12 protein-coding genes and 1 pseudogene are annotated in these 14,125 nt (G+C 40.7%); 8 read left to right on the forward strand and 5 right to left on the reverse strand.

Features of this window, described 5'->3' with window-relative positions:
- A pseudogene (locus V7K89_RS20620) lies at nt 1-808 on the reverse strand (cobaltochelatase subunit CobN); the annotation flags it as partial.
- A 193-nt stretch (nt 809-1,001) separates the two neighbouring features.
- Between V7K89_RS20620 and V7K89_RS20625 the strand changes: the two are divergent.
- Nucleotides 1,002-3,092: a GAF domain-containing sensor histidine kinase gene (locus V7K89_RS20625; protein WP_335190370.1), complete on the forward strand. Its 2,091-nt coding sequence runs from the start codon at nt 1,002-1,004 to the stop codon at nt 3,090-3,092.
- A 64-nt stretch (nt 3,093-3,156) separates the two neighbouring features.
- Here the strand turns inward: V7K89_RS20625 and V7K89_RS20630 are convergent, their stop codons facing one another.
- A complete protein-coding gene (locus tag V7K89_RS20630) occupies nt 3,157-3,987 on the reverse strand; it encodes an ATP-grasp domain-containing protein (protein ID WP_335190372.1) in 831 nt (276 codons plus the stop codon).
- 44 nt (nt 3,988-4,031) lie between these two features.
- The gene (locus tag V7K89_RS20635; RefSeq protein ID WP_335190374.1) at nt 4,032-4,928 is read right to left on the reverse strand and encodes a hypothetical protein; all 897 of its coding nucleotides are present in this window, start codon (nt 4,926-4,928) and stop codon (nt 4,032-4,034) included.
- Nucleotides 4,929-5,060: 132 nt separating this feature from the next.
- On the opposite strand from V7K89_RS20635, the gene V7K89_RS20640 reads away from it, so the two are divergent.
- The 3 genes from V7K89_RS20640 (at nt 5,061) to V7K89_RS20650 (ending at nt 6,756) form a co-directional block, all read left to right on the forward strand.
- Nucleotides 5,061-5,978 (forward strand): metallophosphoesterase family protein, encoded by a 918-nt coding sequence (locus tag V7K89_RS20640; RefSeq protein WP_335190376.1) that lies wholly within the window; start codon nt 5,061-5,063, stop codon nt 5,976-5,978.
- 240 nt (nt 5,979-6,218) lie between these two features.
- Complete coding sequence (locus tag V7K89_RS20645) at nt 6,219-6,377, forward strand: hypothetical protein (protein WP_335190378.1); 159 nt, start codon at nt 6,219-6,221, stop codon at nt 6,375-6,377.
- Between the two features lie 85 nt (nt 6,378-6,462).
- Nucleotides 6,463-6,756, forward strand: a complete 294-nt coding sequence (locus V7K89_RS20650; protein WP_335190380.1) for an antibiotic biosynthesis monooxygenase family protein — start codon at nt 6,463-6,465, stop codon at nt 6,754-6,756.
- A 48-nt stretch (nt 6,757-6,804) separates the two neighbouring features.
- On the opposite strand, the gene pcrA is transcribed toward V7K89_RS20650, so the two are convergent.
- Nucleotides 6,805-9,129, reverse strand: a complete 2,325-nt coding sequence (gene pcrA / locus V7K89_RS20655) for a DNA helicase PcrA (protein WP_335190382.1) — start codon at nt 9,127-9,129, stop codon at nt 6,805-6,807.
- Between the two features lie 394 nt (nt 9,130-9,523).
- Between pcrA and V7K89_RS20660 the strand changes: the two genes are divergently transcribed.
- The 4 genes from V7K89_RS20660 to V7K89_RS20675 all read left to right on the forward strand — a co-directional run bounded on the left by V7K89_RS20660 (nt 9,524) and on the right by V7K89_RS20675 (nt 12,051).
- Nucleotides 9,524-9,646, forward strand: a complete 123-nt coding sequence (locus V7K89_RS20660) for a hypothetical protein (RefSeq protein WP_335190384.1) — start codon at nt 9,524-9,526, stop codon at nt 9,644-9,646.
- Between the two features lie 390 nt (nt 9,647-10,036).
- The gene (locus V7K89_RS20665) at nt 10,037-11,005 is read left to right on the forward strand and encodes a sodium-dependent bicarbonate transport family permease (protein WP_335190387.1); all 969 of its coding nucleotides are present in this window, start codon (nt 10,037-10,039) and stop codon (nt 11,003-11,005) included.
- Nucleotides 11,006-11,009: 4 nt separating this feature from the next.
- Nucleotides 11,010-11,321: a P-II family nitrogen regulator gene (locus V7K89_RS20670; RefSeq protein WP_322666570.1), complete on the forward strand. Its 312-nt coding sequence runs from the start codon at nt 11,010-11,012 to the stop codon at nt 11,319-11,321.
- A gap of 28 nt (nt 11,322-11,349) precedes the next feature.
- A complete protein-coding gene (locus V7K89_RS20675) occupies nt 11,350-12,051 on the forward strand; it encodes a carbonic anhydrase (protein ID WP_335190465.1) in 702 nt (233 codons plus the stop codon).
- Between the two features lie 208 nt (nt 12,052-12,259).
- Here the strand turns inward: V7K89_RS20675 and V7K89_RS20680 are convergent, their stop codons facing one another.
- Complete coding sequence (locus V7K89_RS20680; RefSeq protein WP_335190389.1) at nt 12,260-13,933, reverse strand: sensor histidine kinase; 1,674 nt, start codon at nt 13,931-13,933, stop codon at nt 12,260-12,262.
- Nucleotides 13,934-14,125 lie beyond the last annotated feature (192 nt).

Below are 14,125 nucleotides of genomic sequence, written 5' to 3' on the forward strand. Positions count from 1 at the left end.
AGGTGGATGAACGAGTATCTGAGGTGGATTCATCCAGTTCAAAGGTGGATGAACGAGTATCTGAGGTGGATTCATCCAGTTCAAAGGTGGATGAAGGGAGTTCTGAGGTGGATGAACGGAGTTCTACCCCTCTGCTCCCCTGCCCCTCTGCTCCCCTCTCCCCCCTATCCCCAGAGGGGGCCTTGAGTCCCCCCTGCTCCCCTCTCCCCCCTATCCCCAGAGGGGGCCCCGAGTCCCCCCTGCTCCCCTGCCCCTTCACTCCCCACTCATACAATCCCACACGCCCAATTGGCCGCGGTGGCGGGGGATTATATGCAGTTAATAAGCAACTATCGGAGATAAATTGCAAAGCATTAACGAAATTTTCTACGCCACCTTCGCTAAAATACTGCCATACCTGGTTAACAACACCCAAGGGCACGGTAGACTGGGAAATTAAATCGGGATCAAAAGCGTCATCCCCTGGCATTACAATAAGGGTTCTACCATTACGTTGCACAATTTCTTGCACTACTTCTAAGCCATAACCCCAATAAGAGCGTCCTCCTAATAGGCGCAAAATAATTACTTGGGCAAGTTCTAAAACTTGCTCTCCATAAGTATCTATACTTAATTGTTGCTGTAACTGCAACAGGTTGGCGACTCTTAGTGCAGGAAAGTTTGCAGGTAATTTTGCCACCGCAGCTGCTAGGGTTTGGATATCTGTATCAGCAGCCGTAATCAACACGAAAGGCGCTGGAGTTTGTTCTAGAAAAATTAAACCCTCTGACTGATTCCATCCACCCGATGTGCTACTTGTACGATGCATAATCCTGTCTTACCGTTTTAAAATTGTTGGTTAGTAGATTAGAACTTACGCACACTCTACGAATTCTCAGCGCTCTTGGCGTCTTGGCGGTTCGATAAATTAAGCTTTTTAGCAATTTTTGCGTAAGTCCTATAGATAATCAAAACAAACTTTTTTCCCTGGATTCAGCCCCTTTTTACTAAAATGACTGAAAATGCTTAGTTCTCCTGATTTGAGCTTTTCTCGAACCTTGCCTATTGTTGTATTTAATCAGCTTGGGGAGTTGTTAGAACAGATGGCTCAAACGGTGGAAAGTGCCGCTATAGTAGTGACTGAAGCTGTGCTGGTGCGGATTTTTACACCTGTAGAGTGGCAAAGGCAAAGGTTTACGCTAGTGGTTTCCGAGCAGTTTAGTGCGCTCTTGGTAGGAAACTTTGAGGAGGAGCAGGGGAGCAGGGGGGACTCGGGGCCCCCTCTGGGGATAGGGGGGAGAGGGGAGCAAGAAATTCACTCAGCACTTAGCACTCAGCACTCAGCACTCAATGCTCAGTTGACGTTTAATTTTGAGGCGATCGCTTCTTTTATCTATCAATTAAGAGACTTGTTTGAGTGCGATTCTTATACTTACCAAAATCTCGAACGCTATCGGCAAATTATTAGACCGAATGATGCTACGCTCCAAAGTCAATTCTCGCTGTTGTTATTGGAATATCTCCTAACTCAGCCAAACCAAGAAATAATAGCAGATCCAAGCCCAATTGGCCCGGCAGTTTATATCTGTCAACCAGTGGAAGATGCCTTAAAAAAACAGATTTCTCAAGAGCGGCTATTAAATCAGGTAACAACGCAGATCCGCAAAAGCCTGGATTTACCCGTGATTATGGCAACGGCAATTACTCAGGTACGTGAGTTTCTAGAATTAGACAGATTAGTAATCTATAAATTTGCAGGTTCCCAAATTAAGGCTCAACAATTCGATTCTGACACTATTTCCCTGAATGAAATGGCACTACCAACAGATATGGAACTATCAGTTAGGGAATCTACTGAAATCTATTTTTCTATACATGAGAATAACGGTAAACACTCGCCTTTTGTATCAGTCAATAATCAACCTCTACTAAAAGACTACCAAAAGAATGGAGGTTATATTGTCCATGAAGCTCGTGCTACAGATGCTATTACATCGGTGTTGAATTACACGGAAAAAATTTGCTTTATCCGCACCTCTCAGTGTTGGGAGAAGTATCGCCAAGGCTTTACTTTAGCTGTGGATGATGTCGAAAAAACTTATGCTTTGGAAGAGTGTTTGTTGAATTTTTTAAGGGAATGCCAAGTTAGGGCTAAGTTGGCTGCACCGATTATGTTTGAGGACAAACTGTGGGGATTGCTGATTGCTCATCAGTGCGATCGCCCGCACCAGTGGAATGATAGCGAAAAAAACTTGCTGGTTGCGATCGCAGAACAATTAGCGATCGCTATTCACCAAGCTGAGTTAATGCAAACCCTCACCCAAGAAAAACAAACTCTCGAACAACGAGTTATTGAGCGGACAATGGCTCTACGTGATGCTCTTTTAGCCGCCGAAGCTGCTAGCCGGATCAAAAGTGAATTTCTCGCTACTATCAGTCATGAATTACTCACGCCTTTAACTTATGTGATTGGGATGTCTTCAACGTTATTACGCTGGCCTTTGGGTGAATTGAGTCAACGACAACGAGGTTATTTGCAAACAATCCACGATAGTGGAGAACATTTATTAGAAATGATTAATGACATCCTCGATTTATCACAAATCGAGGCTGGGAAGACAGCTTTAAACATTTCGGAATTTTCTTTAGTGAATGTTGCTGAAAATGCTATCAAGTCACTGCAAAAAAAAGCAACAAGCGAACAAATTAATCTTATACTTGATTTGCAAATCAATCCCAGGTGCGATCGCTTTACCGCCGATGCCGAACGAGTAGAACAAATTCTTTTGAATCTGTTAACTAATGCGATTAAATTCACCCCTGAAAGTGGCAGTGTTACCTTACGTCTTTGGGTGGAAGATAATACTGCTATTTTTCAAGTAGAAGATACCGGAATTGGCATTCCTGAAGAACAATTACCATTACTGTTTGAGAAATTTCACCAACTCGATACACCTTATCGCCGCCGCTACGCAGGCACAGGGCTAGGACTAGCTTTAACTAAACAACTTGTAGAACTCCATCGGGGTCGAATTGAAGTAGAATCAACTGTAAGTATTGGCTCGATTTTTACTGTATGGATACCAACTCAGGCAGTGAGAGTGGTGAGTTAGCAGTTATTCAATTTTAGATTTTTTCTTCAATCCAAAATCAAAAATTGTCCCCTGCTCTGTTTCTTCAATTTGAGGTTAGGCTAATTAGCATTTTTTCAAAAAGTTTCAACACCTGCTCCTCTCCATTGTCTCTAATAAAAAGGCTAAAATTTGGATGAGAGTTGATTTCAATTAACCAATATTGATTATCTCGATCCAATACAATATCAAAACCACCATAATCAAGGTCTAACTCTTGAAAAACTGGTTGAGCAAAATTAGCAATCTCTGATAGTATTTGTGGATCATTGATATATTTGGCTTTTGCACCATCCCAGTGTAGAGGACTAAGATTACCGACAAATTTGGCATCAGTTATATCTTTTTCATAAAGCAAAACTAACTCTTTATTTAAGAAAACCGCTCTATATTCAGATTTGATGTAAATAAATTCTTGAGCAAGAGCGACGTAATCATACTTATTATTAATAGTAAAAATTTCTTTTAAAGCAGTTTCAATTTCATTTAGATTCTCACATAAAAAGACATTATGTCCGCCTGCACCAGAATTTCTTTTAACAATCACTGGTGTTTCAAAATTTTCTTTTATTTCTAATACGATATCTTGAATAGTTGGAAATTTTAAGTAAATCTTATATTGGGTGTCACAAAAAGGTGAAAGAAAACCTACTGTCCGAGGAAGGTTAACTTTTTTGTTTAAAACATGATAAGTGTATTCTTTGTCTTTGATAAGGTGTGCTACTGCTTGATTAAGTAACGGAGTGCTATAATTACAAAAATAATGCTGTTTACTATTTAATTTTATTTTGATTAAGTTTTCAGATGGATGAAGGATTTCATAGCTGATGTTTAAGCTTTCACAAGCTTTAAGCAATAGCGAAACGTTGTCTAACATAAATACTTAAAGTTAAACGTCTAAATTAAAAATTACGAATTATTTTAACTTGTTGTTTGCCGTTTAAAAATTACTATCTCAGTCCCAACAACCGGGTTACGAGCTATCAGACTATTTTGGGAATCGATAATTTCTAAATGAGTAAAATCAAGTTCTTGAGAGCGTTGTAATATCTTTGCAGCTAGTTTGTCTTGCTCAGATTGATTGAGAGTGTACCAATCATCACTAATTTTGACAGTCAAGTTACTTGTACGGAAGTTGGCTTGAATTGACTTTATCAGACCAGAGGCAATGCGATCGCTAACTTCGACTACCTGATTTTCAATAGCTGCAATCAAAGCTTGTTCGGGTGTTAATTCTATGACTGGTGTCGGCGTTGGTGTTGGGATTGGCGTTGGCGTAGGAATTGGTTCCGGTTCTGGTTCCGGCGTCGGTGGGGTAGTTTGTACTTCTGGCGGCGGTGTAATTTCCTCTGGTGGCTGTGGTGGTTGTGGTTCTGGTGCAACTGACTCCGGTGGAGTAGTTACCGTTGGTGTTGGTATCGGAACCTCTTCAACCGGAGGAACAGTTGCTACTTCCGTAGGTTTACTAGTAAAGATAGTTGTAGTTGTCCAAAGGAGAATTACAGCAATTCCAGTAACAATTCCCGTCAAAGCTGTATCTGATAACTTTGTTGACAAATTTGATGGTAAAAATAAGCGGATTGTCCTTAACAATCCACCCCACCACAATTGAAGCTGCTGAAACAAACCAGGTTTTTCCTCAGTACCAGGTGGGGGTACTGTCTCCAGTTTTTCCACCGTTACTTCTAAAACCCCAATCGTCCCTTGAAGAAGTTGGATAATTTTAGCCTTCCAAAATGGCTGAACTCTCTGGTAAGGTTTTTGGGGAGGTTGAGTTATCTGCTCATCCGTCGGTTTTGACTGATTGTCTTGTGACATGGAACTTTCACCAAAAGCAGCGAATCAAAGACAAACAACGTACATTATTACTGGTGCTGCCTTCTTTTGCCTTAATGTATCACTTCATTGCTCATTGTTTCCGCTATGACTATTTATTAAATTTGGTGACTTATGAAACTAAAACGCCGTCAATTTGTATTTTTAAGTAGCATCAGCGCCATTAGCACAGGATTTTTAAGCTGGATGTTTGCTTATCAAAATCATCAAAGTGCTGATATTAGCGATTCAACAACAGCTATAGCCGCCAACCTAGCCAAAAAAGACTTGTTATTACGTTTTGTGTCTGTAGCAGATACGGGAACTGGGGCTAAAGGACAGTATGCTGTGGCTAGAGCGATGAATGCATATCATCAGAAAAATCCTTATGATTTAGTCGTTTTAGCTGGAGACAACATTTACAATAACGGCGAAATTGAGAAAATTAATGCAGTTTTTGAGCGTCCCTATCAAGGTTTACTGAAGCAAGGTGTGAAATTTCAGGCTTGTTTAGGTAATCACGATATTCGTACCGCCAATGGCAATCCACAAGTCAAGTATGCTGGCTTTAATATGAAGGGACGTTATTATACATTTCGCCGTGGGACTGTGCAATTTTTCGCTTTAGATACTAACAACAATGCTGATTGGAAAAACCAGCTAAGTTGGTTAGAAAAAGAATTAAGTCTGAGTAATGCTCCTTGGAAAGTAGTGTTTGGCCATCATCCGATTTATTCATCGGGTCAGTATGGGAGTAATCCAGATTTTATTAAAACTTTTACTCCTCTGTTTCAAAAGTACGGCGTTCAACTTTACATCAATGGTCACGAACATAGTTATGAACGTACTCGTGCTATTGATGATACAACTTACTTAATTTGTGGTGCAGGTGCAGGGAATCGTCCTGTAGGACGTTCCGAGTGGACAGGATATTCTACTAGTGATTTAAGTTTTGCCTCTTATGAAGTGTATAAAGATAGAATAGAAATAAGTGCGATCGCTACTGATAATCGCGTTTTTGATAAAGGTATTATTCAACTAAAATCAGCGTAATTATTATGAAAGTCAAGCGCTTGAAAATGCAATCCTTCCGTAGAATCGGTGATTTGACACTGGAGTTCAATGTAAGTAAACCTAGAAAATTTGATGGTTTCACCTTTGTAAATAAACTGTGCTGATTTTTTTAAATATTCTGCTTCTGGTGAAATTCAACCGACAGATAATCCAGGCAAAAAAGCTGTTGCTGAAACAACAATTAAGAAGCTTGCACTTGATATTGACAAACTGCAAAAGATGCGTAGAGTAGCAATTGATGCTGCATTGCTGGCTACTGAAGGTTTGACTGAAATAGAAATAAAACTCTTAACTGAAGGTTATGAAAAACTGGATGTTGATGGACAACATACTCCGTTTTGTGCCGCAATTAGCTATTTACTCAAGAATTATTTTTGATTCAGTAAAATAGCGTAGCCCCTCGTAGACATCGCATTTACTTTATACTAAATAATATTACATTAATACTCACCGCAAAACGTTTATGATTCTTGAGGCAGTTATTCTTCATGTCAAACCTGGTCTAGAATCAGATTTTGAAGCTACTTTTAAAAAAGCTTCTAAAATTATTTCTTCAATGGACGGATATTTATCCCATGAATTGCATAAATGTATAGAAGTCAAAGGTAAATACTTATTACTTGTCAGATGGCAAACTTTAGAATCTCATACTGTTGGATTTAGAAATTCTGCTGACTTTCAAGAGTGGAAAAAACTTTTACATCATTTTTATGAGCCATTTCCTACTGTTGAACATTTTGAAGAAATTGAAATATAAAAAACAAGACACCTGACTTTTTTGAGAAGTCGTGTATCTGCGACTATATCACTCTACTCGTTGCAACTGCGCTACTCTGGGGTCAATAATTTTTTGTCCTAAGCTAGCAAATTTAATAGCTACAGACATCTTACTACCCGTTCCGAAGACATGAGTGATTTCACCAAGACCAAAAGTTTTATGTAATACTTGATCGCCTACTTGCCAATTCTGCTTTGTATCTTGTTTTCCATTGGGAGTAGAGGCACTTTTAGTATAACTTTGACGACTCAGGCGTTGAGTAGTTAATAATTCTTCTGGTAATTCGTCGAGAAATTGCGATCGCACAGCAGGTTCACGAGAACCATACAAACGGCGTTCACGCGCGTGTGATAAATACAACCTTTCTTGAGCGCGAGTAATTCCCACATAACACAAGCGGCGTTCTTCTTCCAAAGATGCGGGATCGCTTAGGGAACGAAAGCCGGGAAATAGTCCTTGTTCTAATCCCACCAAAAATACTACGGGAAATTCCAAACCTTTGGAAGCGTGCAAAGTCATCAAAGAAACGGCTGTTTGCCCTTCTTTTAAATTATCTAAATCGGAACTAAGGGCAGCACTATTGAGAAAGTCTCGCAGGGAAACCTCTTCGTTTTCTTCTTGAAATTGCAGCGCGGCGTTGTAAAGTTCCTGAACGTTTTGTACCCGATCTGTGGCTTCATCTGTGCCTTGATTCATCAAGTCTTGAACGTAACCAGAATCTTCTAGTATTCCTTGCAAAACCTCAGTCACAGGAAGCGTGTCGATTTGCCCTTGCCAACGGCTAATCATTGCGGCAAAGCTATTTACAGCTTTTGTGGCGCGTCCAGCTAATGTATTAACTGATGTTTCGTCGCTGAGTATTTCCCACAGGGTTGTCCCTAGTTGTTGGGAGGCGTTCACCAAAGCATCAATAGTGGTTTTGCCAACTCCCCGGCGAGGAGTATTGATAACTCGCAATAGACTGACTGTATCAGCTGGGTTAGCGATCGCTCTTAAATAAGCGATGACATCTTTAATTTCTTTGCGATCGTAAAATCTCATTCCTCCCACAACTGTGTAAGGAATTTGATATTTCACCAACAATTCTTCAAAGGGGCGAGATTGGGCATTCGTTCGATAAAGTATGGCAAAACTACCCCAGTCCAACTCTGGATTTTGGTTTTTTAAAGTACTAATTTGATTAATTGCAAATGCCGCTTCTGCAAGTTCTTCATCGGCTTTATGATAAGTAATCTGTTCGCCCGTCCCCCGTGTCGCCTTTAGGATTTTATCAATCCGTTGGGTGTTATTTTCAATTAGTTCATTAGCCGCTTGGAGAATGTTTTCACAAGAACGATAGTTTTCTTCTAGCTTAACCATCGTCCGGGTGTCATCATCTACCAAACCATCGCCAAAGTCTTCCTGAAATCCTAGCAAGATGGTGAAATCTGCCATCCGAAAGCTGTAAATTGATTGGTCTGCATCGCCGACAACAAAAACTGAGCGATTTTTCCATTCCCATTCGCTCTTTTTGGTTTCGCCATTAGTAACTAATAAATTAATCAGTTGATACTGAGTGCGGTTAGTATCCTGATACTCATCTACAAGTATATGACGAAACTTGCGATGCCAGTAACCCAATACTTGCTCGTTTTGTTGAAATAATCTTGTAGGTACAAGGATTAGATCGTCAAAGTCCAGAGCGTTATTTTGTGCTAATTTATCTTGATATAAATTGTAAACTTGGGCAATTATTCGTCCGCGATAATTAGGTTGATCTCGCTCAAATTCTTGGGGCGATAAACCTTGGTTTTTCGCATTACTAATAGCGTAGCGGACAGAGCGGGCGTCAAACTTCTTATCGTCTAAATTTAGCTCTTTATTAACGATTTCTTTAATTAGACTGATTACATCTGATTCATCAAAGATAGAGAAATTGCGATTCCAACGCCGTCCTTTTTCGTCTACATATTTTTCAATATCAAAGCGGAGAATACGAGAAAATAGACTGTGGAAAGTGCCACACCATAAGTCTTTGATCGTATCTTTATAAACTTGCGATCGCAATTGCGTTTGTTGGTATTCTGTCAACAAATCCAATCGTTGACCGTATTCTTTCATTGCCAATTGTTCTGCAAACAGCCGTTGAATCCGTTCTTTCATCTCCCGTGCGGCTTTATTGGTAAAAGTAACCGCCAGGATATTTTCTGGATCGACACGGTGTTTGAGAATCAGATTGGCAATACGATAAGTCAGCGCTCGTGTTTTACCGGAACCTGCGCCAGCAACAACTAGCAACGGGCCGCAGTAATGTTCGACAGCTTGACGTTGGCTGGGGTTAAGGTGACTGAGAAAGTCGATGGTTGTTGTCATGGATGTGAAAAAGCGATGTCTCCGACGGGCTATGCCTATGCCTAGCGTTACATCAATAGAGAGTTGCTATTGCCCAGGTTACAATATCCTAACGAAACTTGGTTAATAAACATTGTGTGGCAATATTCTTAACCAGAATGGTACTCTATCATGATTTATTATGCTGTCAGTCAAAGGCACATTCCAAAACGGTGTGGTTCACCCTAACGAACCAACTCAGGGGTATGAGGGGTAGTCAGTTATAATCGTTTTTGTCGAAGAAAACCTACACCTGAACCAGCAACGCCAGAAGACTTAGATTGGCATAAACTGAGACAGTAGATACAGATATTGGTGACTTGGCACACCAGCATAACCATTATCTTTATAGAATCGCAAAGCGAGAATCATAACCTTGACGAAAGTTTTTGTAGACACTGCTGCCTGGATTGCCCTTTTTGATGTACTGTTGGAAATCAAAAAATACTGGGATTTAGACAAGATTTGTGTAATAGTGGCAATTCATCAATTGCCCTAACAATACGTTAATTTTTCTACGTATATAGATTCGCCACGAGTTATTCCTGCGCGTTCTGTCGTAAAATCAGCGACGGGGAATCAAACATCATAAAAATACTGGGCAAGCTCTCATTTGTTCTGTTGTTAACAGAGCTTCACAGGTATTTTCAGTTAATTTAACTACGGATTTTCGTAGGGACACCGTAATGTTCCCTAGCCCGTAGTTTATTGAAGTGAAAAACGGTGTAATATCTCGCCGAGACTATTGTCACCAATAAGACTATTCACTCCTTGCGTACCCAATTGACATAGGGTAGCAATACACGATACATCATGATTCAACCGTTAAATTTTTAAAGATGAAAAATTTCTTTAATTTCAGGTTTAACCAATACAAGGAGAGGTGGATATGGATGTTAGCTTAATTGTATCCAACATTTTAAATCCGCCAGTCCTGTTTTTCTTTTTAGGCATGACTGCTGTTTTTGTCAAGTCCGATCTAGAAATTCCCGCACCAATGCCCAAACTCTTTTCGTTGTATCTGCTGTTTGCCATTGGTTTTAAAGGAGGGGTAGAACTAATTAAAAGCGGTATAACTCAGGAAGTAGTTCTAACACTCGCGGCAGCGATGATGATGGCTTGTGTTGTTCCAATTTACACCTTTTTTATTTTAAAGTTGAAATTGGATACTTACGATGCGGCTGCGATCGCAGCCACCTACGGTTCTATCAGTGCCGTTACCTTCATCACGGCTAGCGCTTTTTTAACTGAGCTTGGCATTACTTTTGATGGTTACATGGTGGCAGCCCTTGCCCTGATGGAATCTCCAGCTATTATAGTTGGTCTAATTTTGGTGAATATATTCACCAGCGATGGCAAGCGGGACTTTTCGTGGCCAGAAGTTTTGCAAGAAGCATTTCTTAATAGTTCAGTTTTTCTCCTAGTCGGTAGTCTATTAATAGGTGTCTTGACAGGAGAACACGGTTGGCATGTATTAGAACCCTTTACTCAAGGGTTGTTTTATGGTGTTCTCACTTTCTTCTTACTGGACATGGGATTGGTCGCTGCTAGAAGAATTAAAGACTTGCAAAAAACCGGAGTTTTCCTGATTTTATTTGCCATACTAATTCCAATACTCAATGCAAGCATTGGGTTAGTGATTGCCAAATTCATCAGTATGCCTCGTGGAGATTCACTGTTGTTCGCTGTATTGTGTGCCAGTGCTTCTTACATTGCTGTCCCAGCGGCGATGCGGATGACTGTACCAGAAGCAAATCCCAGCTTATATGTTTCTACTGCCCTAGCTGTCACATTTCCGTTCAATATTATTGTGGGAATTCCGTTATATCTATACGGAATTAACCTGTTTTGGAGGTAATATTATGCACGTAGTTAAAAAGATAGAAATTATCGCCAACTCCTTTGAGCTTGCCAAAATTTTAGATAATTTAGACAAGTCGGGTGTACATAACCATGCCATAATCCGAAATGTTGCTGGTAAAGGATTACGAGGAACAACAGAAGATTTAGACATGACCATGCTTGATAATGTTTACATTCTCGCGTTTTGTATGCCAGAACAACTCAAGCCGGTGGTCGAAAATATCAAACCACTCCTTAATAAGTTCGGAGGTACTTGCTACGTTTCCGATGTGATGGAAATTCGCTCTGTCAGATGTGTTGCGTCGATGTAAGAGAGTGATAAATTCAATGAAGCATTTCATGGAACGTCGTGACTTTTTGAAGTTAGGAATGACCGGGGCATTTGGGATGATGTTATCTGCCAGCGATTTACTCTGGCGGGTTGAACAGGCTAAAGCTGCCGAAATACCCTCAACTTCCCCTGAATCCCTCAGTCCTGATGCAGCCTTACAAAAGCTGATAGAGGGAAATCAGCGATTTATTCAGCATCATCCTCAATACCCCGATCAATCTGAACTGCGGTTGCAGGAAGTTGCTCAAGCTCAACATCCATTTGCAACTATTCTTAGTTGTGCGGATTCACGAGTACCCGCAGAAATTGTTTTTGATCAAGGCATTGGGGACATTTTTGATGTTCGGATTGCCGGAAATATTGCTACACATGAAGCGATCGGCAGTATTGAATATGCGGTTGTCTTGTTAGGTTCTCCGCTACTGATGGTGATGGGTCATGAGCGTTGCGGGGCTGTAACCGCTGCTGTCCAAAACCAATCGTTGCTTGGTGATATTAGTACTTTTGTGAAGGCAATTAAGCCAGCCGTAAAAAAAGTCAAGGATCAGCCGGGTGATGCAGTTGAAAATGCTGTGGTGGCAAATGTGCAATATCAAATTGAACGGTTGAAGCAATCAAAGCTTTTAACTGAGCAGGTGGAGTCAGGCAAATTGAAAATTGTCGGGGGTCGTTACGATTTAGATACAGGTAGGGTGACTATTATTACTTAATTTTGTAGAGGATTCCCAGATGAGAGGGAGCAGGGGAGCAGAGGGGCTCCAGGTGCAGGGGGGTAGGGAAGACAAGGAGACAAGGGAGAATTATTGAACAAGTCTCTCCCCGAAGTTCTGAGCGCCGGAAGCCGGCGCTCAGACTTCTCTTCTTGTCTCCCACCTCTTTCTTGTCTACCTTGTCTCTTCTTGATGCCCAATGCCCAATTCAATCCTGCACAGTCATTGGTAGACGAATGGTGAAAGTAGAGCCAATTCCTGGCTGACTTTTGACAATAATTTCACCACCCATCATTTGGCAAAAGTGACGGCTAATTGCCAACCCCAATCCCGTACCTCCATACTTTTTCGTAGTCGAGGTATCACCTTGTGTAAAAGGTTGAAATAACTGTTGCTGTTGACGGTAAGACATACCTATACCTGTGTCGGTAACGGTGAAAATAATGCTGCCCAAAGGAGCCTCCAGTCGGAATTCATCCTTTTCTATTTTGACTGTCAGCGTCACCTTGCCGTTTGTAGTAAATTTACTAGCGTTGCTAAGTAAGTTTAATAATACCTGCCGCATTCTAGTTTGATCGGCGTACATGGTGCCAAGTTGCTCATCAAAATTGACTTCTAAAACATTGGCATTTTTTTCTATAGCTGGTTTGACTGTGAGGACAACATTATGAATCAGCGTCGCAATCTCGAATGTCTCAGGATAAAGAGTCATTTTCCCCGCTTCAATTTTTGACAAGTCGAGGATTTCGTTAATTAAGTGCAGTAGATGCTTACCAGCAGCGTTAATTGTTTCTAAGTCTGTGATAAAGTCTGCCGATAAACCAAGATCAGCAGCGTCATCTTCTAGTAATTGGCTTAAACCAATGACAGCATTTAATGGTGTGCGTAATTCGTGGCTGACATTGGCCAAAAATACGCTTTTTGCCTTGCTCGCAGCCTCGGCTAATTCTTTGGCTTGTTGTAGTTCTTTTGTTCGCTCAGATACTCGCTCAATCAGACGATTTAGAGATTTGGCGAGTAGACCAATTTCATCTTCAGTAGTGACGGGCGCTCGCAAGTCGAAATTATGTTTCCTTGCAACTTGTTCAGCTACTTGGGTGACAGTGATCACTGGTTCAGCGATCGCCCGACTGGTACGCCAAGCTACAATAGCTGCGAACGCTACCGAAACTAGCATACTCACGATCACGATGAATCGCTCAACTATTCTCGTCTGCTCAACGGCTTTTTGCCTTTCTTGCTCTTGCTCTTGGGCAGTTTGCAGGATGTTAGTCAAGCTTTGAGAAAGCTGGTCTAGCCGCATGGCTGTTTCACCACGCATAATTGTTAATAACTGGGATCGGGCAGAGGAAATCTGCTGAGGCTGCACTTTTTGGGAGTCAATTTTTTTTAAGACGACCTCGATTTGATCAACGTAAGCTTTTAAATTAGTTTTATAATCCAGTAATAAAGTCTGTAAAGTCGAACTTGTTGCTGCTAGTCTTATAGGTTTACTATCAAGAAATCCGCCAATTTTAGATTCTAGTTCCTTGGCTTTTTCAACATTCTTCAGAAAATCAGCTTTTTTGCTTTGCAGTTGTTGTGAATTTTCTAATACAGCAACTAGGTTAGAACTATGTAATTGCGCCCCTACTACTGCATCTTTATAATTACTCAGTAGTTGTCCTTGTTCATAAGCCTGATTGAATTGTCTAACTTCCCTTCCCCGGTAGTAATTAGCAATCACTAACCCAGTTAGTGAGCCAAAAAAGCCAATTCCGATAGCTACAAAGTACCCATAGCCAATTTTTTGATGGATACGCCAAGAACTAGCTTTGAGTTTTCCTCGTGAAGGAAATTCTATAGTTGGGAGTTCGTCTGTCGATGGCTCTTCGGCTGACACTTTTTTGCTTTCTGAACTGCTGTAGATAGGGGTTGGCTTTTGAGGAAGGCATTTCTCAAACCTCCTTGCCTTCTCGCAAAAATAATCAAATTAGTCTAGATTCTCAAAATACTTTAATTTAGTCATTAACATCTACATTATCTTCTTTTATCGCAAGAGCAAATCATTGCTTGCTAAATAATTAGCATCACC

Origin of the sequence: Nostoc sp. (genome assembly GCF_036917515.1) — a bacterium.
GTDB lineage: Bacteria > Cyanobacteriota > Cyanobacteriia > Cyanobacteriales > Nostocaceae > Nostoc.